General features: G+C 60.9%; 17 protein-coding genes and 1 tRNA gene. 12 read left to right on the top strand and 6 right to left on the bottom strand.

Annotation, left to right across the window (positions count from 1 at the left end; all coding sequences use genetic code 11):
- Positions 1 to 100: 100 nt before the first annotated feature.
- A complete protein-coding gene (locus ACX0GZ_RS13055; RefSeq protein ID WP_458817124.1) occupies positions 101 to 1,627 on the bottom strand; it encodes an MFS transporter in 1,527 nt (508 codons plus the stop codon).
- Positions 1,628 to 1,913: 286 nt separating this feature from the next.
- Between ACX0GZ_RS13055 and ACX0GZ_RS13050 the strand changes: the two genes are divergently transcribed.
- The 5 genes from ACX0GZ_RS13050 (at position 1,914) to ACX0GZ_RS13030 (ending at position 6,507) form a co-directional block, all read left to right on the top strand.
- Complete coding sequence (locus ACX0GZ_RS13050; RefSeq protein ID WP_458817137.1) at positions 1,914 to 3,431, top strand: AMP-binding protein; 1,518 nt, start codon at positions 1,914 to 1,916, stop codon at positions 3,429 to 3,431.
- The gene (locus tag ACX0GZ_RS13045) at positions 3,415 to 3,954 is read left to right on the top strand and encodes a flavin reductase family protein (RefSeq protein ID WP_458817123.1); all 540 of its coding nucleotides are present in this window, start codon (positions 3,415 to 3,417) and stop codon (positions 3,952 to 3,954) included. The genes ACX0GZ_RS13050 and ACX0GZ_RS13045 overlap by 17 nt, the downstream gene beginning before the upstream one ends.
- A gap of 45 nt (positions 3,955 to 3,999) precedes the next feature.
- The gene (locus tag ACX0GZ_RS13040; RefSeq protein ID WP_458817121.1) at positions 4,000 to 4,392 is read left to right on the top strand and encodes a VOC family protein; all 393 of its coding nucleotides are present in this window, start codon (positions 4,000 to 4,002) and stop codon (positions 4,390 to 4,392) included.
- 132 nt (positions 4,393 to 4,524) lie between these two features.
- Entirely contained in the window at positions 4,525 to 5,709 is a 1,185-nt protein-coding gene (locus tag ACX0GZ_RS13035) for an amidohydrolase family protein (RefSeq protein ID WP_458817119.1), read from the top strand.
- A gap of 177 nt (positions 5,710 to 5,886) precedes the next feature.
- Positions 5,887 to 6,507 carry a TetR/AcrR family transcriptional regulator gene (locus ACX0GZ_RS13030; protein WP_458817117.1) on the top strand — a complete coding sequence of 207 codons (621 nt, stop codon included), beginning with the start codon at positions 5,887 to 5,889 and terminating at the stop codon, positions 6,505 to 6,507.
- On the opposite strand, the gene ACX0GZ_RS13025 is transcribed toward ACX0GZ_RS13030, so the two are convergent.
- Entirely contained in the window at positions 6,501 to 7,088 is a 588-nt protein-coding gene (locus ACX0GZ_RS13025) for a TetR/AcrR family transcriptional regulator (RefSeq protein WP_458817115.1), read from the bottom strand. The two genes, ACX0GZ_RS13030 and ACX0GZ_RS13025, sit on opposite strands and share 7 nt — an antisense overlap.
- Positions 7,089 to 7,699: 611 nt before the next feature.
- Between ACX0GZ_RS13025 and ACX0GZ_RS13020 the strand changes: the two genes are divergently transcribed.
- Positions 7,700 to 10,207: a TonB-dependent receptor gene (locus ACX0GZ_RS13020; RefSeq protein ID WP_458817113.1), complete on the top strand. Its 2,508-nt coding sequence runs from the start codon at positions 7,700 to 7,702 to the stop codon at positions 10,205 to 10,207.
- A 127-nt stretch (positions 10,208 to 10,334) separates the two neighbouring features.
- On the opposite strand, the gene ACX0GZ_RS13015 is transcribed toward ACX0GZ_RS13020, so the two are convergent.
- The 4 genes from ACX0GZ_RS13015 to ACX0GZ_RS13000 all read right to left on the bottom strand — a co-directional run bounded on the left by ACX0GZ_RS13015 (position 10,335) and on the right by ACX0GZ_RS13000 (position 14,581).
- Positions 10,335 to 12,278 carry a site-specific integrase gene (locus ACX0GZ_RS13015; protein WP_458817111.1) on the bottom strand — a complete coding sequence of 648 codons (1,944 nt, stop codon included), beginning with the start codon at positions 12,276 to 12,278 and terminating at the stop codon, positions 10,335 to 10,337.
- 318 nt (positions 12,279 to 12,596) lie between these two features.
- A tRNA-Gly gene (locus ACX0GZ_RS13010) sits at positions 12,597 to 12,670 on the bottom strand.
- Positions 12,671 to 12,702: 32 nt separating this feature from the next.
- Positions 12,703 to 13,761, bottom strand: a complete 1,059-nt coding sequence (locus tag ACX0GZ_RS13005) for a serine hydrolase domain-containing protein (protein ID WP_458817109.1) — start codon at positions 13,759 to 13,761, stop codon at positions 12,703 to 12,705.
- A gap of 142 nt (positions 13,762 to 13,903) precedes the next feature.
- Positions 13,904 to 14,581, bottom strand: a complete 678-nt coding sequence (locus ACX0GZ_RS13000; RefSeq protein WP_458817107.1) for a type 1 glutamine amidotransferase domain-containing protein — start codon at positions 14,579 to 14,581, stop codon at positions 13,904 to 13,906.
- 243 nt (positions 14,582 to 14,824) lie between these two features.
- Between ACX0GZ_RS13000 and ACX0GZ_RS12995 the strand changes: the two genes are divergently transcribed.
- The 6 genes from ACX0GZ_RS12995 (at position 14,825) to ACX0GZ_RS12970 (ending at position 20,842) form a co-directional block, all read left to right on the top strand.
- A complete protein-coding gene (locus tag ACX0GZ_RS12995; protein ID WP_458817105.1) occupies positions 14,825 to 15,163 on the top strand; it encodes a P-II family nitrogen regulator in 339 nt (112 codons plus the stop codon).
- A gap of 95 nt (positions 15,164 to 15,258) precedes the next feature.
- Positions 15,259 to 16,671: a type I glutamate--ammonia ligase gene (gene glnA / locus ACX0GZ_RS12990; RefSeq protein ID WP_458817103.1), complete on the top strand. Its 1,413-nt coding sequence runs from the start codon at positions 15,259 to 15,261 to the stop codon at positions 16,669 to 16,671.
- Positions 16,672 to 16,896: 225 nt separating this feature from the next.
- On the top strand, positions 16,897 to 17,505 hold the full coding sequence (locus ACX0GZ_RS12985) for a flavodoxin family protein (protein WP_458817101.1): 609 nt from the start codon (positions 16,897 to 16,899) through the stop codon (positions 17,503 to 17,505).
- A gap of 85 nt (positions 17,506 to 17,590) precedes the next feature.
- Positions 17,591 to 19,015: an aldehyde dehydrogenase family protein gene (locus ACX0GZ_RS12980; protein ID WP_458817099.1), complete on the top strand. Its 1,425-nt coding sequence runs from the start codon at positions 17,591 to 17,593 to the stop codon at positions 19,013 to 19,015.
- Positions 19,016 to 19,277: 262 nt separating this feature from the next.
- Positions 19,278 to 19,763 carry a 5-(carboxyamino)imidazole ribonucleotide mutase gene (gene purE / locus ACX0GZ_RS12975; RefSeq protein ID WP_458817097.1) on the top strand — a complete coding sequence of 162 codons (486 nt, stop codon included), beginning with the start codon at positions 19,278 to 19,280 and terminating at the stop codon, positions 19,761 to 19,763.
- Positions 19,760 to 20,842, top strand: a complete 1,083-nt coding sequence (locus ACX0GZ_RS12970; RefSeq protein ID WP_458817095.1) for a 5-(carboxyamino)imidazole ribonucleotide synthase — start codon at positions 19,760 to 19,762, stop codon at positions 20,840 to 20,842. Before purE ends, ACX0GZ_RS12970 begins: the two co-directional genes overlap by 4 nt.
- Positions 20,843 to 20,852: the final 10 nt, after the last annotated feature.

The following is a 20,852-nucleotide window of genomic DNA, read 5'->3' as shown; positions in this document are numbered from 1 at the left end:
GAGCCGTCAGGCCGGTGTCAGCGTGATCGGCCGGTCGGCAAAGCGCCCGAATTGTCGCCATTCGGTTGCTCGGCGGGTGACAACAAAAGCGATCATTCGCTCAACGTGCAGGCGCGCCAGTTGCAGCATTGTCGGCTTCACGCGCCCTTGCCTCTGCTTCGCGTGCCTTCAATCGCGCCACGTTGGCCTCGTGGCTCTGGCGGGTGATCGGATAAAAAAGCAGAATTGCACAGCCGATAAGCCATAAGGAGGCAGAGGTCGGAATATAATGTGCAAGCAAACTTTGCATCATTTCGGGGGTGACCTCACCTTGGGCGGCGCGTGCCGGGAATTCGGCCCAGGTTAGGATCACGCCGCTCATCATCAGCCCGAGCGCTGTCGAGCATTGCTGCATGAAGCTGGCGGCGGCGAAGAAGATGCCGGCTTCGTGCCGTCCGGTGCGGACCGCATTGTCCTCAACCACGTCAGCGAGCATGGACGATGTGTTGATGAGCGAAATCGCGATTAGGGCGCCGTTTAGTGCACCGATTATGAACATCACTGGTAACAGCATGGGATCGCCAGCCGTCAGAAAAAGTCCGAAATAGGAAAGGATGAGCGGGGAAAGACTGACACTGACGCCCGCAATGGCAAAGATCATCGAACTGGCACGCTTGCCAAGCCAGTTGGACACTTTCGGGGCAAGAGGGGCGGCAATGGTCGCTGCCAACAGGCTATCGACCGTCAGCAGCGCAAGTTCCTTTGCACCAAAGCCGAACAGATACGTCTGAAAGAACAGCGCCGTCGCCGCGAACAGCCCGATGGCCGTGAATTTGAGCACGCCGAAGCCGAAGATCGCGAGAAAAGCACGGTTCCGGATCGCGCCAAACATCTCGCGCAGATGCACCCCTGCCGTTGCGCGGGTGGCTCGCTTCTCAGCTTGTCGCAGGTAGGGGATGCGCTTGTGCGTGCCCAGCCCACAGACCAGCATGGACACAAGGATCAGTGCAGACCCGAGCAGTGCGAAGCCGGTATAGCTATCCGGATTGAGCTGGCCTCGCGGATATTCGGGCGTCGCCGCGAAAAAGACCAGCAGGCAGAAAGCGCTGAAGCCATATTGGCCAACGTAGAGGAACCAGTAGCGCAGCGAAAACAGCTTTGTACGCTCGGTATAGTCATCCGTCAGTTCGGCAGTCATTGCCTGCGTCGTGATCTCGAACGTGCTGATCGCCACCCGCGTCAACATCGCGGTCACGAAAATCCAGATGCCCGATTGCATATCGCTGAAACCGGAAGGGGGGAACCAGACTAGCGCGAAGAACACGGCGGTCGGTAGAATCGATCCGTAGATGAAAGGGTGACGACGCCCCCAGCGGCTGCGGAAATGGTCGGACCAGCGGCCAAGAAAGGGATCGAATACGGCGTCGATCAGCAAGGTCAACGCAATGGCAGTTGACACGACCGCAGCTGATACTCCCAGCACCTGATTGAAATAGAACATCAAATAAGCAGAAAAAGCGACATTCTTGACCCCGTTCGCAACCGCACCGGTGCCATAGGCTAGGCGCGTCGCGCGCGTGAGCGGCGGTAACGCCGATGACCGTGCGGCAGCGACGGCGGAAACAACTGCGTCTTCGGGTTGCTTCACGTTCTTCCCTCTCTCGCTTCGGACACCTGATCCGGCATGACTAAATCGCGACCCGTTGACCGGTCCTGCGCTGCCTAATCCACGTGACCGAAGCCGGTCACCGCCGATTTGCAAAGTGGACGCTAGACATTAATGGTGCGTATATCAACACGGTTCCGACACGGAACCATCAGGGTGAGGGTATGGGACGGTGACCGAAGCCAGCACGGCCGATAAGCGCGTAAATGATCCGGCGATCGATCCCGAATCGGTGAGTGTGGACTATGGCGCGCTTGCCGCCCAGGGCATGTTGTTTTCCCATTGGGCAGGCCGACATCCCCACCGTCCGGCGATACTATCACGTCGTGGAAACCGCAGTTTTTCTGAACTAAATGCCAATGCGAACCGCCTATTGAGGCGACTGCGCCACGCTGGTCTGGCGCCGGGATCGGCTGTCGCGGTTGTGCTTGGCAATGTACCACAATTTATCGAAGCCTATCTTGCCTGCCAACGCGGCGGGCTTCGTTTTACGCCGGTAAACTGGCATTTGTCGCCGGCCGAAGTCGCCTATATTCTGACGGATTGCAAAGCCGATGCCTGGATCGTTCAGCATGATCTTGGTGCGCTTGTAGGTGAATGCGATTCGACCAATGTCGGTTGCAGGCTGGCCGTCGGCGGCACGATCGACGGGTTCGAGGATTATGCGGACGCCATCGGGCAAGGAGATGGCAGCGATCCGCATGCGCCGGTGCTGGGGCGCACTATGTTGTATACATCGGGCACGACGGGGCAGCCAAAGGGCGTACTGCGCACGACAAGCTGGAAGATGCTCCCCCAGCGCGAAGGGACGATCAGCGGCTATCGCGATGGCGACGTGGTGCTGTTGTGCGGCCCAGCCTATCATGCTGGGCCGTTGAGTTTCGACATCGCTTTTCCGCTGGCATCGGGCGTGACCATCCTGATGATGGAGAAATTCAATCCCGCGCAGGCGCTGGCGCTGATCGAACAGCATCGCGTGACCCATAGCCATATGGTCGCGACGATGTTCCAGCGACTGCTTGCCCTGCCGAACGACGTGCGTGCGCGCGCCGATACATCCAGCGTGCGACTGATCACCCACGGCGCTGCGCCGACGCCCGTCGAGGTGAAGCGCGCAATGATCGAATGGTGGGGGCCGGTCCTGTTCGAATATTACGGCGCGACCGAAGCCAGCCCGAATATTGGAATCCGGTCGCAGGACTGGCTGGAAAAGCCGGGAAGCGTCGGTCGCGTGCCGCCGGGGGGCGGCACCGTAATACTTGATGATACGGACACCCCATGCGGTCCAGGCGAGGTGGGCCGAATATGCTTTCGCGTTCCGGCCGGGCAGAGCGTCGAGTATTTCAACGCGCCCGAGAAGAATGCCGATGTTTTCGCGCGCGAATATTTCACCGTTGGCGATCTGGGATATGTCGATAGCGACGGGTTCCTGTTTTTGACCGGACGATCGGCGGAAACGATCATCTCCGGCGGCGTGAACATCTATCCGCAGGAAATCGACCATATATTCCTGGTTCATCCTGCCGTGCGGCAAAGTGCGACCATCGGTGTGCCGAATGAGGAATGGGGCGAGGAGGTGCGCGGTGTGATCGCGCTTTCCGCCGGTTATCGACCGTCGGACACGTTGGCCGCCGAGCTGATCGATTTCGCGAGCCGGTCGCTGGCCCGATACAAATTGCCGCGCCGCATCGACTTTGTGAACGAGGTGCCGGTTTCCGAAGCCGGCAAGGTCCTTCGTGGGCAGGTACGCGCGGGTTACTGGAGCGGACATGACCGGGCGATCTGAGGGACAGGCCATCGCCGATGCGATCGTCCCGGTGCATGATCCTGCATTTCGCGAGGCGATGGCCCGGCTCGCGGCGACGGTGCATATCGTCACCACCGCCTATGCAGGCCAGCGTCACGGCATGACAATGACGGCCATTTGCTCGCTCAGCCTCGATCCTTTGTCGATCGTGCTGTGCGTCAACCGCTCGGCAGCGTCGCATGATGCGTTGCGCGCTGCCGGGGCGCTGTCGGTTAACATGCTTGGCAAGGGTCAGGCGGGAATGGCGGCGCGCTTTTCAGGCGCACTCGGTTATCGCCGGGAGGCGCGGTTCGATGGCGCGGAGTGGCAGGACAATCCCGGATATGGGCCGATGCTGACCAGCGCACTTGCGCGGCTCGATTGCCGGATCGCTCTTGTCGAGCCCTTTGGCACGCACAGCATTCTGGCCTGCCACGTCGATCGCGTCGTTCTGGGCCTTGCACGACCGGCATTGATCTATGCCGATCGTCGATACGCTACCGTCGCCACGGAGGACGCCTGACGTCCGTCGCGGCCCCGTAAGATCCACTGATACCGGAGAGATGTTATGCCTGGTTCCGCCTTGTCCTTCGTTAAGATATTCGTCGCCGATCTCGATCGATCCTCGGCATTCTATTCGCGCGCTTTCGGCCTGTTTACGGGGCAACATGTGGCGACACCTGAGTTCGACGAATGTATTCTCCGTCCCGCGGATGGAAATGGCGGCAGCCTGGTCCTGTGTCAGAGGAAAGATGGACGCGACCTGTCCCACGGCAATGCCAACGGCCCGATCGGGTTCATCGTCGATGCGGTCGATGGCGTTCATGACGCGGTGATCCACGCTGGCGGGGTCAGTCGCATGAAGCCTGTCGATTTCGGAGCGGCCCGTGTCGCCTTTGTCCGCGATCCCGACGGGCACGCCATTGAACTGCTCGCGCCACAGGGTGCCAACAGAACCTGACCAACAAACCATCATGTTTCCATTATGTGCCCTTCGATGCCGCACACTAGGTTTTAAGAAATTGACTCCACGTAGTCCTGTTACGTATATGTCTATCTGACAAACGCACCATATAAACTGAGGAGCTTGGATATGACCTATGCCAATGGCCGCATCATCCACGATGCCGACAGTCACACGATGGAAACCGGCGAGTGGCTGGCACCCTATCTTGACGACGACATGCGTGAATCGCTGGGCGCTCTGTACGGCGATGCGGAGGTCGGCAAGCGCATCCTGTCGATCATCGACAAGTCAAAGGCCCGCAAGGCGGATCCTACGCTGGACGCCGAGGCGCGCGAAAACATCATTTCCGGGGCCAAGGGCTGGGCCGGTTATGGTGCGTTCGATACCGAAGAGCGTGTGAATGCTCTCGACTGGCTGGGCTTTGGGTCGCAACTCGTGTTTCCGACATTCGGCCTAGGCCTAGTCCGTCGCGCGAAGGACGAAGACACGCTGTACAAGGCGGCGGAGGCGCTCAACAATGCGCAGGCCGATTTCTGCGATGCCGACCCACGACTAATTTTTGTGGCGTTTATCCCGCTCGACAATCCGGATCGTGCAATGGAGGCGCTCGACAAGGCGCTGGAGCGCGGTGCAGGCGCCGTATTGCTGCCCTCGAACGCGCCCGCTAATGTGCGGTCGCCCGGGCATAACGTTTATGACGCATTCTGGGGGCGGCTGGTCGAACGGGATATCCCATTCACGCTTCACATCGGACCCGGCACCCTGTCGCAGCCCAAAGCCTATCATGACAATGGTCGCGAGCGTGCGCCCGACCTGCACGGCGGTGGGGAAAACCTGCGCTTCGCCGATTATCCCTGCCTGGGCTATGCGCCACAGATGTTCCTGACCGCGCTGGTCTATGACGGGGTGTTTCAGCGGTTCCCGACGCTTCGCGGCGCGGTGGTCGAATGCGGGGCGGGGTGGGTGCCGGAATGGCTGCGCCAGCTCGATGGTGGATACCGGTCGTTCAAGAAAACCGATCCCTATCTGCAGGCGATGGACATGCGCCCGTCGGAATATATTCGCCGTGCGGTGAAGTTTACGCCGTTCCCATCGGAAGATGTCGGGCGGATGATCCGTGACGCGGGCGCAGAGCTGTTCCTTTTTTCCAGTGACTATCCCCATCCCGAGGGCACTAAGGACCCGATCGGTAAGTTCGAGGCGACGATGGAAGATATTGATGAGGGCGCCAAGGACGCTTTTTATCGCCGCAACTACGAGCAGTTGATGAACATCAACGACAATGGCGCACTGGTTGTTGCCGCCGAATAGCGACGGCGCGAACGGGCTGGCTTGCTTGCTCAGCAAGGGAGCAGGCTAGCCCGTTCGACCCGGTCAAACGAACCTCCTCTCCGAGGCATCTGCGGTTCCGGTTCGTCCGGAGCCGCTTTTTTTGTTTGCTGATTGTGCGGTTGCCAGCTGAGATGCGCTTGCCTAGCAAGTTCGACGATGGCGGACGGACAAGAGGCGGATGGCGCACAGCGCCGCAAACGGTCGAAAGACCGGATTGCCCAGATCATCGATCTGGCAGAGCGACAGATTGTCGAGACGGGCGCGCTGCCGCTGTCCATCAATCTAATTGCCGAGGAAATGGGAGCCAGCCGGGCGCTGGTCTATGCCTATTTCTCCGACCAAAACGCGCTGGTCGACGCCGTGGTCGATCGCGCGATCGATCGTCTGCGGGATGCGGGGTTGGACAAAGCGATTTCTGCAGGTAGCGGGACCGACCGTGCGCTGGCCGCAGCCGCGATCTATTACGATCACATCGTCGCCATTGGCCCGGTGCTGCATCACGTGTTTCGCGATGCGCCGCGATCGGTGCGTTTGTCAGCGAAGACATCGCGTTATCGTGGGCGGCTGCTCCACGCGCTCGCCGGGGCGCTGAGGCGTGAACTGGATTTGCCGGTGCGCGAGGCGATCCTGATGGTCGAGATGTTGTTGGCGATACCCGAAGAGCTGGCGCGGCTGGTGCGGCGTGGTGAGTTGTCAGATTCAGACGGTGCGGTGACGTGCCGACGGCTTTTGCTGGCCGGTATCGATTCGCTGCGTCCCGCGGCCCAGCTTCAATAGGCGCGATTGGGGGCATCACCCTCGTTACTTCTGGCGCCTGCCAGCACTACCGAGAGACACAGCCGCTCGATGGTCGCAAGGTCGCCCCGTCCCGATGCGATCAGGCCGCCTGCGCGAAAGCATATCGCGGTCAGCGCAGCTGTCGATGCATTGGCAACGGACCGTTCCATTGCGAACCGGTCCGATAGTGAGCGCAGGATCGGTTCGCGTGCGCTGACCGCTGCCTGAGCACGCTCGGCACGAAGGCCGTCGCGGATTTCCGGTGTGCGGAGGAGTAGTTGGACCAACGGTCCGCGCTGGGCTGCCTGATGTAGATAATGGGCAGTAGAAATAGCGATGCTGGCGATCCGGTCAGTGCCGCGAGTGACGATCGATTGCCGCTTGTTCTCGACCGCCGAGATTTCTCGGCGCGCCAGATCTAGCAACAGGTCTATGCGACCGGGAAAGCAATTATGGGCCTGCGCCTCGCTGATCCCGACATCGCGGGCCAACCGCTTTAACGTAACCTCGCCCACGCCTGCGGCGAGTGCCACCTGGGCCGCCCGATCAAGCAACTGGGTCCGCCGATCTGCGATCGACATACGCGACCGCGGCCTGCGTGCCGCAGTTCGGTCGCCACCGAAAACAATGCGGTCGTCCGCGCCAGGTGGCAGCGGTGGCAGTGGAGCGGTTTCGACACGCTGAGTGGTTGGGCGCGTCCAATGACCGCGCGGCGGGCGGGGAATGGCCAGCCGGTCGCAAATCTTCGCGATACCATTCGCGCTCAGCCCGAATCGTTCGGCGACGGCGGCCAGCGGCTCGTTCCATACCAGCGAATGGAGATCACGTCGCGATATGTCGGTGGAGGACGGCATAGAGTGAGTGGATAGCCCTAGCGATGAAGAAGCGCACCCTAGCGCCTCGCAAGATTACATACACCCACCAATGGCCCCTTGGGGGGCATTAATGCTCAAGCGGCATACCAGATAATCAAAACACTAATAGTTCGTATGAAAATTGTCTTGACCCTGGCGTCGAAAACGTCATCCTAAGATTGAAGCATCGCACAAGATCGGTGACTGGGAGGATGACAATGCGGGCAATTCGCGACGCGCTGCGTGCAGGGACGGCTTGCGCCATGATTATGGCTGCACCCCAAGTGATGGCCCAGGTTGGCATCGAAAATTCCGATGTTGCGGAAGATGAGCCAACGATGCGTGAGGCGACTGGGCCGCAAGAAATCATTGTGACGGCGACCCGCCGGGCCGAATCCCTTAGCGACGTGCCGATCGCCATTTCTGCAGTGGACGATACCATGTTGCGCAACTCCGGCGCGAATGACATTCGTCAGCTAAATCAGCTTGCGCCCTCGCTACTAGTTTCCTCTACTGGTTCTGAAGCCAACACCTCTGCCCGTATCCGTGGGGTCGGAACGGTCGGCGACAATGCAGGCCTCGAAAGCTCGGTCGCGATATTCGTGGACGGCGTTTATCGCTCGCGCACGGGCGTCGGCATGAACGAACTGGGCGAGGTCGAACGGGTTGAGGTACTGCGCGGTCCGCAGGGCACGTTGTTCGGTCGCAACGCTTCGGCAGGCCTGATCCATGTGATTACTAAAGCACCAGAATTCAGTTTCCGTGGCTATGGTTATGCGACCTATGGCAATTACGATTATGTCCGCGCCGAAGCCGGTGTCACGGGTCCAATCAGCGACACGATCGCCGCCAAATTGGAAGGCGTGTATGAACGCCGCGACGGTTTCTACACCGACCTGACCTCTGGAGACCGGGTCAATACGCGGGATCGGTTTTTGGTGCGCGGCCAGTTGCTGTTGGAGCCGTCGAGCGATTTGTCGCTACGCTTGATCGGGGACTATTCGGAGCGCGACGAATCCTGTTGTGCAGCGGTCTATGCCACCGATGCGGTCGCACCGGGAAATTCTGCATCGCTGAACCCTGCGAATAATTCGCTGGTCGGCATTCTCGCCCAACTCGCGCCGGGTGGTTATAATGCGCTCTACCCTTCGATCGACGATCCTTTCGAACGCCGGATTTCGATATCTCCTGGGCGCGGCTATGGCGGCAAGACCAAGGATTATGGCGGATCGCTTGAGGTGAATTGGACACCCGGCGATATCAGCCTGACATCGCTGACGGCTTACCGCGAATATTCCAATGCCCAAGGCGCCGACGCTGATTATAGTCTTATCGACCTGCTGGAGATTTCGCCGGGCGGGCCAGGTCGCCTGTTTTATACATTCTCGCAGGAACTGCGCGCGCAAGGATCGGCGTTCGGCGACCGTGTGGATTGGCTGGTCGGTGGATATTTCTCGCGCGAAATTCTCAATACGGGGTCAGGGCTGAAATTCGGCAGCCAATATGGCCAGTTTTCGGCCTGCCGCGTCGTATCTGCGATCAACGCCGGGCTGGTTTCGGCGGGGGCGCCCGGATGTCTTACGGCGGGCGGGCGCGCAGCATTGGGCGGAAACGCGGCCCCGACCGTGCAGGCCCTGGATCTGCTCAGTCAGGTGAACAATGTCGGCGATGAGGGGACCCGATATCGTCAAGAAAGCGAAAGCCTGGCCGCGTTCACGCACAACATCGTTCATATGACAGATACGGTCGATCTGACGGTTGGATTGCGCTACACACGCGAGCGTAAGGATTTGAGCGCCGATTTCGAAAATTCCAACATCTTCTGCCCGCAAATCCGAGCACTGGTACCAGCAAGCTCCGGGATACTGACGCTAGGCTGTCTAGGTAATTCGTCGACCGAACTCAACGGCCTAAACATCGCCAATGATTTTTCGGAAAGCGAACTGACGGGAACTGCGGTGCTTTCGTGGAAGCCGACGCCCGACCTCCTCGTCTATGGCAGCTATTCGCGCGGTTATAAGGCGGGCGGCTACAACCTCGATCGGGGTGCGCTCGGTTCACCAAATACCACTAGGCAGGAAAGCGATGTTTCCCGGCTGCGGTTCGATTCAGAACAAGTCAACGCGTACGAACTGGGGATCAAATATTCGATTCCGGAATTTACCCTGTCGGTTGCCGGGTTCCGGTCGGAATTCAGCAATTTTCAGCTCAATACCTTTGACGGCACCACCTATATCGTGGCGACGATCAATGGCTGTGGCACCGATCTGGGTGGTGCCGACCGCGATACCGACCCCGCTACCGGTGCCTGTGCACCAGGCGATGTGCGCGCAGGAGTCATCGCGCAAGGGATCGAAATCGAAAGCGCGCTGCGCCCCGCCCGCAATCTCAGCATTGGTCTGGGGCTGACCTATGCGGATACCCGCTATGCCGACAATTTGGTAGGCGATGGCGAGGGCAGTGCGCTAAGTCCGTCGCTTCGCCGACTCCCGGGCGAACGGCTGTCCAACGCGCCTGAATTCGCAGTGACGAGTTCACTAAGCTGGACGCCGCCGATCGGATCGAGCGGGCTGTCGGGATTGTTCTTCGTCAATGCGCGGACCACCGGCGATTACAACACTGGATCGACGCTGGGCGACAACAAGATTCAGGACGGATACACGGTGGTCAATGCCCGTGTCGGAGTACGTGGACCCGATCAGCGCTGGGCGGTCGAATTGTGGGCGCAGAACCTGCTCGACACCGATTATGCACAGGTGATTTTCGACAGCGCGTTTCAAAACACCTTCTCGGCCTATCTGGCCGAACCGCGCACCTACGGCGTGACGTTGCGGAGCAGGTTTTGAGGGCAAGTTAAGCGATAGCAGGAACAGGTCTCTCGCTTCGGCTGTCCGACCGTCCGCTTTGTTCACGCCCGCGCATAGAACCTGCCGTTCAGCAACCGGCCCATAACCCGTCGCTGGCGGACAGGGCCTAAGCACAAAACTTGTGCTTGGCATTCCTACCGGGTGCTGAGCCGACACGAGACCGATCTTTCAATGGCAAAAGACGAAGGGTATCGGTCCCTCGAATGTGAGCAGTCACGTTGGGCATCTGCTTCACCATGATGTCCAACCGCTCCTGAAGTTCGACCACCTCCCCTAAGGCCAACGACCGCCGATCGTAATTTCGACGTCCGGTGCCTTTCTGTGCGTGCCCCATATGCTTGTCCAAGATCGATTGACTGACCTCCGGGGATGCCAAAACCGAATTGTTATAGGTCCTCTGTGAGTGAAAATCGGCCTTTTTGCCTGACGCGGTTTCTGGCAGCGGCATGACCGAATGAGTAGCGTCGACCAGAAAGCACCATGCGATTGCGTAAAAGCGCCTGCCTCCGATTGACGGCGCCTTTTGACCGCGTTCGGTACCAGCTACTGCCCCATCGCAGTAAAGTTCCGGGAAAATCATATCATGACCTTCCGCGGCCATTGCTGCAACATAGTCTTCCAGACCCAGTCGGAGCAGTTCCGGGTGAAGTGGCATTACCCGGTTGCGGGATTTGCGCTTCAAACCCGCCTTGTTGATCCCGTCTTTGCTTCGGGTCATGTTCGCTTGAACAAGCACATACGGAACGCTGCCGTCGAAATTAAAATCGACAATTTCGAATCCAGCACCTTCTTCACGCGCAACCCCCATGTACGTGCCGAATAACGGAAGCCAATAAGCAGCATCCTGATAGACCGCGGACCGATGGTTCGGCTTCAGCCGAGCAAGAGGGCCTCCCCCACCCTGCCACAGCGGCAATGAATACATCGCTCGAAGATGATCGGGGGTCCACGGGACACGACTTGGATTTTGATCGTCGACCTCGATCTTGATCCACTCGGACAGGAAATCCATAACCAGTCCGTTGTTATATCGCGATCTCCAATGGCCTTTGGATAAGGTCGTCGATACCTTTCCGAAAAAACTCAGATCCCTATTGATGGTTCTGTCACTGCGTTTCGTTTCTGCGGTAAACGCAGGAATGATTGCATCGGCGTACGGGGTGGCCATGGCTCCAAACTTGTGGAGCTTACCGAACCTAAAATCTTTCGGAATGTTCGCCATAGCAGTAACGTAGGCTTGAATGTCGCTTGGTTCGTAGTCACTCATCGCTTTGTCACCCGTAATCCAAGCGAACGTTTCGAGCATACGGCGTCGTTGGCCATTGTCCGGCTTGTATCGATTCTTCAGAACCGTCTGCGCCAGTACGTTATCAATTTGCTCGCTGAAACGGACGGGGGTAGATACCGCAAATAGTTCTTGCGACCGTTCATTCGAAATGGACGGCTGCCCGGCAAAATTCGCCGATATAGCCCCCGCTGAATTCTGTTCCACGGGACGCGTCGTGAAAGCATCATTTGCTTCGATCGGAACAATGCGGCGTGCCTGTTGCACCAAATCATCGTCTAGCAGGAAGTGCGCAGGAACATCGCGGTCTGCGAACAGCGGATGACTCAGCAAGCCAGCACGACGCTGAGCCTCAATGCGCCCGTCCAACGATATCTTACGCGCTTCGGAAAGCGTGCCGGCGTTGACTGGTGCCTTCAACTCCTCGAGCAACGCCTTTGCATCGCCACGACTGACCGTCATCGGCGTTACATAAAGCGTGATCGTCTTGATCAGCAACGCTCTATCTGCGGCGCTCCAACTGCTGTCCATGACAGCTTCAATATCGCCCCGGCACAAAACTGCGGCATTGTGCTCAAGACTTGCCGCCACGGAGTAGGCTGCAATCAAAATTTTGCGATGGCGCCTATCGACAGCCAAATCTGCCGACGTACTTAAACCTCCCCGCGTTGCATGGGTCAGCTCATCGACTAGCGAATGACGAGATAACGCTCGCTGCTCATCAATCGTAAGCGTGCCTCGCTCGAAAGTGTGTTCAACTTTCACAACCAAATCATCCCACCTGGAAGCCAAGCGGCGAGTGAGGCACTTTGCCTTCTCTGGATCCGCGGTACCCAAGGCGACCGTTATAGGATGGCTGTTGCCGCAAACTGGCGAGAATCGACGCCGAAAATGATATCGCGCACCTTTTCGCAAAAGATAGGTCTGTCGACGCATGCTCACGACCACCGCGCGGATTGCGTGGATGGTGCGGACGTCTGTCGATTTGGGAGTCTGGCGTGACCCGCTATGTGTCCCACCGTGTAATCAGATGTCTGCATTTCCGCCTCTAAATGGCGGTTTTCTGCGGCTTTAGCGTAAAAGTGGAGCGGGTAGCGGGAATCGAACCCGCGCGTTCAGCATGGGAAGCTGACAGGCTACCATTACATCATACCCGCCTGGTGCGCGCCGGATTAGCCGCCGCGCGGCTTTAGTCAAGCGCCCCTGCCCCCGCAATCGCCGCGGGCACGATTCCCTGGTCGAGCAGCGCGTGAAGTTCGGGCAAATGGCTTTCGGCGCGCGGATGCGGATTGGGATCGGAAATCATCACGACGGTCAGCGCCAGATCGGGCACGATGAACAGCATCTGCCCGCCATAGCCCCAGGCGAAATGAACGTCATGACCGCCCGATTGCTTGGTGAACCAGCCATAGCCGTACCCATTGCCGCTCCAGGGCGACGATCCGCGCGATTGCCAGCTAGTCTCGATCCAGTCGGCGGGGACGATGCGCCTGCCGTCGATCGTGCCGCCCTGCCGGATCATTTCGCCAAAGCGCAGCAGCGCCTTGGGCGACATCAGCATGTCGTTGCCACCGAAATACACACCTTGCGGGTCGCGTGGCCATTCGGGGATACGGATGCCCAGCGGCTCGGCCAGCCATTCATTGGCAAGCGCGTGCGTGCTGCGCCCCGATGCGCGGGTCAATACGGCGGACATCAGATGCGAGGTGCCGGTCGAATAGAGCATCCGCCCGCCGGGTTCGTCCACGAACGGACGCGACAATGCGTATCGCACCCAATTTGGGCTCGCGACCCAGGCGCCGTAATTGGCGCCCGATGTGCGATCGAGCCCGGCGCGCATCGACAGCAGGTCGCCGACATCGATGTTCGCCAGCCGCGGATCGGGATTGGAGGGCAGGTCTGCGCGGAGCACCGGCGCGATCTTCTGGTCCGCGCCGGTCAGCACCCCGCGTTCGATGGCAATGCCGGTCAGGGTTGCGAGGATCGTCTTCGACGCAGACTTGATGTTGACCGGGGTGTCGAGGCTCGGCCCGCGAAACCGGTGTTCGGCGATCGTCCGGCCATGTCGCGCGATCACCATCGAATGAAGCCGCGGCAGGCGTTCCGCAGCGGCAACGGTGCTCGCCATCGTCGCGGGATCGAGACCCCGAGTCTCCACACGCGCGACTTCGGCGCGCGGGGTGTCGGGCGCAGGCTGCGAACAAGCGGGAGCGGCAACGGCGATCAGGGCAAGGGATAAGCGGTACATCAGCGTTAAGTAGGAACGCCAACCCCAATGTCACCCCGCCGCCGTGCCGGGGTCCACCAAGCCCTTACGCAACGCAGACGCCTTGACGGTCCGCGCGCCGCCCGGTGAACCCCGGCACGATGGCCGGGGTAACGGAAGGGAATTACCCGATCGCCTCCAGCAGCTTGCGCGCCGTCTCCGCTGACGACGCGGGGTTCTGCCCGGTAATCAGCAATCCGTCGCGCAGGACATGGACGCCCCAATCGTCGGTCTTGGAATAGATACCGCCGCGCTCCTTCAGCATGTCCTCGACCAGGAACGGCACGACATCGGTCAGCCCGACCGCATCCTCCTCGCTGTTGGTAAATCCGGTGACCTGGCGGCCTTTGACCAAAGGCTGGCCGTCCTCGGTCTCCGCGTGACGAAAAACCGCTGGCGCATGGCAGACCGCCGCGACCGGCTTGTCATCGCGAATCATCGCCTCGATGATCGCGCGCACCGTCTCGTCCTCGGCCAGATCCCACAAGGGGCCATGCCCGCCGGGGAAGAACAGCGCATCGAACTGCTCGGGATCGATTTCAACGAGCGCGCGGGTATCGGCTAGCGCGGCCTTGGCTTCCGTATCGGCCTCGAAACGCCGCGTATCGTCGGTCTGCGCGTCGGCGTCGGCGCTCTTGGGGTCGAGCGGCGGTTGACCGCCCTCGGGCGACGCCAGCGTAATCTCTGCCCCGGCATCCTTCAGCACATAATAGGGCGCCGCCAGCTCCTCGAGCCAGAAGCCGGTCTTCTTGCCGGTATCGCCCAGCCGGTCGTGCGAGGTCAGGATCATCAGGACGTTCATTTGGCACTCCATGCGTTTGCAGCCCTTCAGATAGGAACGCGCCGCGCCGCCGCCAGCGCCTTGCCCGGCCAGCGTGCAGATTAATCGCTCATGCTCGAAAAACGGGCAGGCTGGAGACGAAATCGCTGTCGAAACCGCCGCGTCGCCGCGAACCTGCATCTGGCACGCGCTTTGTAAGGGCGGGGTGGCGAAGGACGCATGCGTCGTTATGATCGGCGCAAACGTCCAGGCGGGGAGTTTCGCGTGAAGAAGATCGAGGCCATCATCAAACCCTTCAAGCTCGACGAGGTGAAGGAAGCGCTGCACGAAGTCGGCGTGTCCGGCATCACCGTGACCGAGGCCAAGGGATTTGGTCGCCAGAAAGGGCATACCGAGCTGTATCGCGGCGCCGAATATGTCGTCGATTTCCTGCCCAAGGTGAAGCTGGAAGTCGTCGTCGAGGACGGCCTGGCCGACCGGGCGGTGGAGGCGATCGCCGCTTCCGCCCAGACGGGCCGCATCGGTGACGGCAAGATCTTCGTCATTCCGGTCGAAACCGCGCTCCGCATCCGCACCGGCGAACGTAACGACGACGCCATTTGACGCACCGCAGCAATATGTGAAACACAAGCGGCGACGCGACAGCAAATTACGCGATTCGCGATTGCCGCTTTCGATAACGAAAAGGAATGCCTTTCATGGCCAAAGACGCCGGCGCCATCCTGAAGCAGATCAAGGACGATGAAATCGAGTGGGTCGACCTGCGATTCACCGATCCCAAGGGCAAATGGCAGCATCTGACGATGGTCGCATCGGGCCTGGACGAAGACCAGCTGACCGACGGCCTGATGTTCGACGGTTCGTCGATCGAGGGGTGGAAGGCGATCAATGAATCGGACATGGTGCTGAAACCCGATCTCGACGCCGTTTACATCGACCCCTTCTCGGCCACGCCGATGATGATCCTGTTCTGCGACGTGGTCGAACCGTCGACCGGCGAGCTTTACGCGCGCGATCCGCGATCGACCGCGAAGCGTGCAGAGGCCTATCTGAAGACCACCGGCATCGGCGACACCATTTATGTCGGGCCGGAAGCCGAATTCTTCATGTTCGACGATGTGCGATTCGAAACCGGCTACAACACCAGCTATTTCCAGATCGACGATGTCGAACTCCCGACCAATTCGGGCAAGGAATATGAAGGCGGCAATCTGGGCCACCGTCCGCGCGCCAAGGGCGGCTATTTCCCGGTTGCGCCGGTCGACAGCGCCGTCGATATCCGCGCCGAAATGGTCTCGACCATGCTGGAAATGGGTCTGCCGTGCGACAAGCACCACCACGAAGTCGCCGCCGCCCAGCACGAACTGGGCCTGACCTTCGGCACGCTCGTGGAAACCGCCGACCGGATGCAGATCTACAAATATGTCGTGCATCAGGTCGCGCACGCCTACGGCAAGTCGGCAACCTTCATGCCCAAACCGATCAAGGACGATAACGGATCGGGGATGCACACGCATATGTCGATCTGGGACGGCAAGAAGCCGCTGTTCGCGGGCGACGGCTATGCGGGTCTGTCGGACATGTGCCTCTATTTCATCGGCGGCGTCATCAAGCATGCCCGCGCGCTGAATGCCTTCACCAACCCGTCGACCAACAGCTACAAGCGGCTGGTTCCGGGGTTCGAGGCGCCGGTGCTGCTCGCCTATTCGAGCCGCAACCGTTCGGCATCCTGCCGGATTCCCTACGGCTCGGGCACCAAAGCGAAGCGCGTCGAGTTCCGTTTCCCCGATGCGCTCGCCAACCCCTATCTCGCTTATGCGGCGCTGCTGATGGCGGGCCTGGACGGCATCCAGAACAAGATCCATCCGGGCGAGGCGATGGACAAGAACCTCTACGACCTGCCGCCCGCCGAGCTGGTCAACGTGCCGACCGTCTGTGGATCGTTGCGCGAAGCACTGGTCGCGCTTCAGGACGATCACGACTTCCTGTTGAAAGGCGACGTGTTCACCAAGGACCAGATCGAGGCCTATGCCGACATCAAATGGCAGGACGTGATCAATTTCGAAACCACGCCCAGCCCGGTCGAATACGACATGTATTATTCTTCGTAAGGTTCACACTGTGTTTATCCCCGCGCGGCCATAGCGGCCGCTCGGACAGCGGGACGCCCGGGCAGCAATGCCCGGGCGTTTCGCGTTTGGGGGGGGGCGACCAACCATCGCCTCATTCACACCGTCATTGGTTCAGCCTGACGCCCACCAATCTCGACCAACCGATACCGGAACGGGATCACACCCCGTTCGTCTCTCCAGGGCTGAACCAGCCGGAGAGAGATCATGCCCGTCACCGCCATCGCCCTGAATTGCACGCTGAAATCCGACACGAGCGCGGAGTCCTCCACCGACGCGATGATCGCGGTGCTAGGCAAGGCATTCGGCCAACATGACGTGAAGATCGCCGAAACCATCCGCATCGCCGCGCACAACGTAAAGCCAGGCGTAACGTCGGACGAAGGCGAAGGCGACGACTGGCCGTCGATCCGCGCGAAAATCCTTGCGCAAGATATCGTCATTCTCGGCACGCCGATCTGGATGGGACAGATTTCCAGCGTCGCCAAGCGCGTGCTCGAACGTCTCGACGCCTTCCTCTCGGAAACCGATGATGCGGGCCGGATGCCAAGCTATGGCAAAGTCGCGGTGGCGGCGATCGTCGGTAACGAGGACGGCGCGCACTGGTCGTCGTCGCAAATCTTCCAGTCGCTGAACGATGTGGGCTTCACCATTCCGGCGGTCGCCGCCTGTTACTGGGTCGGCGAGGCGATGGGATCAACCGATTTCAAGGATCTCGACAAGACGCCCAAGAAAGTGACCGAAACCGCGAACATGGTCGCTTCGAACGCCGCGCATCTCGCCGGATTGCTCAAGGCCAAGCCCTATCCGGGCTGAACCGCGCGCCTTTCGTCTTGCAACGATGCGGGCACGGGGCGATGATGCATTCCATACCCAATATTCAAACCACCGGAGCGCGGCCATGAAAAGCTATCTGAAGCATTATATCGACGGCGCATGGGTCGATAGCGAGAGCGGCACCCGGCACGAGGTGATCAACCCGGCAACCGAGACGGCATGCACCGAAATCACCCTCGGTTCCGCCGCGGATGTGGATCGCGCGGTGGCCGCCGCGCGCGCCGCGTTCGATGGCTTTTCGCAGACGTCGGTGGACGAGCGCGTCGCGCTGCTCGAAGCAATCCTCGCCGAATACAAGAACCGCGCCGACGATCTCGCCACCGCGATCGCGACCGAGATGGGCTGCCCGATCGCGATTGCGAAAATGGCGCAGGTGGGGGCCGGAATCGGTCATTTCACCGCGGCCATCGATGCGCTCAAGAATTTCGAATTCACCGAGAAGGTGGGACGCAGCACCGTCGTCCATGAGGCGATCGGCGTCGTCGCGCTGATTACCCCGTGGAACTGGCCGATGAACCAGATCGTCGCCAAGGTCGCGCCCGCGCTGGCTGCAGGGAACACGATGATCCTGAAGCCCAGCGAGGAATGCCCCGGATCGGCCGCGATCTTTGCCGAAATTCTCGACAAGGCGGGCGTGCCCAAGGGCGTGTTCAATCTGGTCCAGGGCGATGGCCCCGGCGTCGGCGCGGCGCTGACCGCGCACCCTGACGTGGACATGGTCAGCTTCACCGGGTCGACGCGCGCCGGGATCATGGTCGCCAAATCCGCTGCCGACACGGTCAAGCGCGTGCACCAGGAACTGGGCGGCAAGTCGCCATCGGTCGTGCTGGAAAGCGCCGATATCGGCAAGGCGGTACAGGGCACGCTGATGAGCGTGCTCGTCAATTCGGGGCAAAGCTGTATCGCGCCGACGCGCATGCTGGTTCCCGCCTCCAAACAGGCCGAAGCGATCGAGGCGGCAAAGGCGATGATGGCCGCGACCCGGACCGGCGATCCGATGGAGGAAGGCCGCCATATCGGGCCGCTGGTCAACAAGGCGCAGTTCGACAAGGTACAGGGCCTGATCCGCAAGGGCATGGAGGAAGGCGCGAAACTGGAAATTGGCGGCCCCGGCCGTCCCGACGGCGTGGAAACCGGCTATTTCGTCAAGCCGACGCTGTTTTCGGGCGTCACCAACGACATGACCATCGCCCGCGAGGAAATCTTCGGCCCTGTCGTCACCATCATCCCCTACAAGGACGAGGAAGAGGCGATCCGCGTCGCCAACGACACCGAATACGGCCTGTCGGCGGTGGTGTTCGGCGATGCCGAGGGCGTCCGCCGCGTCGCGCCGCGATTACGCGCAGGCATGGTCTATGTGAATGGCGGCCAGCCCGATCCTTCCGCACCGTTCGGCGGTTACAAGCAATCGGGCAATGGCCGCGAATACGGAAAATTCGGGCTGGCCGAGTTCATGGAGGTCAAGTCGGTGGTGGGCGATTATGGATGAAGGCGACCCAGAGCATAGTCACCAACTCCGTTCGTCCTGAGTAGCCGCTGAACGAAGTCGGAGTGGCGTATCGAAGGATCGTTGCTTTGGGCGATCCTTCGATACGGGCTTTCGCCATGCTCAGTCCCTTCTCAGGACAAACGGAATGCGCAAAATTGGGGGCTTCATGCCCCCGCCCCGGCAGACTTCCCGGTTGCGCCGCTCCGCACGCGGCCTTAACACCCGCCTTCCCTTTCCGCGCAACCACGGAAAAAACCTGCGAATGACCCAGCCTCCCATCGTCGGCATCATCATGGGCAGCACGTCCGATTGGGAGACGATGAGCAACGCCGCCGACGTGCTGACCGCATTCGGCGTGGCGCATGAGACCAAGGTCGTCTCCGCGCACCGCACCCCGCGTCGCCTGGTCGATTATGCCGAAAGCGCGGTCGAACGGGGGTTGAAGGTCATCATCGCGGGCGCAGGCGGCGCGGCGCACCTGCCCGGCATGGCCGCGAGCATGACGCGGCTTCCAGTGCTGGGCGTGCCGGTGGAATCGAAAGCGCTGAAGGGCATGGACAGCCTGCTCTCCATCGCCCAGATGCCCGGCGGCGTTCCCGTCGGCACGCTGGCGATCGGCAAGGCGGGCGCGATCAACGCCGGGCTGCTCGCGGTTTCGATCCTCGCAACCCACGACGCTGCGCTCGCCGCCAAGCTCGACGAATGGCGCGCCAACCAGACCGCCAGCGTGGCGACCGAGCCGCAATGAAGACACCCGATCACCGGATGCTCCCCCCCGGATCGACGATCGGCATCATCGGCGCGGGCCAATTGGGCCGCATGATGGCGGTCGCCGCGGTCCAACTCGGCTATCGCACCCATATCTACGCCCCCGCCTCCGGCCCCGCCAACGATGCGAGCGGCGCCTTCACCCAGGCCGATTATGACGATCCGCAAGCGCTCGCGCGGTTCGCGGCTGAGGTCGATGTCGTCACCTATGAATTCGAAAACCTGCCTGCCGACCCGATCGCGGCGATCACGGGCGCGCCGGTTCGTCCCTCCGCCGCGTCGCTGCGCGTTGCGCAGGACCGGATCGAGGAAAAGCGCTTCGTCGAAGGGCTTGGCGGTCGCCCCGCGCGCTGGGCGCCGGTGTCGAGCCGCGCGGAACTCGACGCCGCGATCCAGAGCATCGGCTGCCCGGCGATCCTGAAGACCACCCGCTTTGGGTATGACGGCAGGGGGCAATCACGCCTCAAATCCCTCGCCGACGCCGACGCCGCCTGGGAAGCGCTGAACGGCGCGCCCGCGGTGCTTGAGGCGTTCGTCGAGTTCAGCCATGAATTTTCGATCGTGCTGGCACGCGGCGGGGACGGGACGATCACGCATTATCCGCCGCCGCACAATGTCCATGTCGGCGGCATCCTCGCGACATCGACCGTGCCCGCGCCTGCCGAGATCGCCAGCCAGTGGACCGAGGCGGCGGCGCTGGCCGGGCGGATTGCCGACGCGCTGGGCCATGTCGGGGTGCTGACCTGCGAATTCTTTGCCGGGAGTGAGGGTCCGGTGTTCAACGAAATGGCGCCGCGCGTCCATAATTCGGGCCATTGGACCATCGAGGGCGCAGCGACCTCGCAGTTCGAAAACCATATCCGCGCGATTTGCGGCCTGCCGCTCGGCCCGACCACGATCACCGGGCAAAAGGTGGAGATGACCAATCTGATCGGCAGCGACGCCGACGACTGGGCGGCGATCCTGGCCGATCCGGCGGCGCACCTGCACCTCTATGGCAAGCGCGAGGTGCGCGACGGCCGCAAGATGGGGCATGTGACGCGCGTCTGGCGCGACTGAACCGGCGCGG

The sequence above is a fragment of the Sphingomonas aestuarii genome (assembly GCF_054457155.1).
Note: the sequence above shows the minus strand (reverse complement) of the source record. Positions and strands in the feature narration are given on the sequence as shown.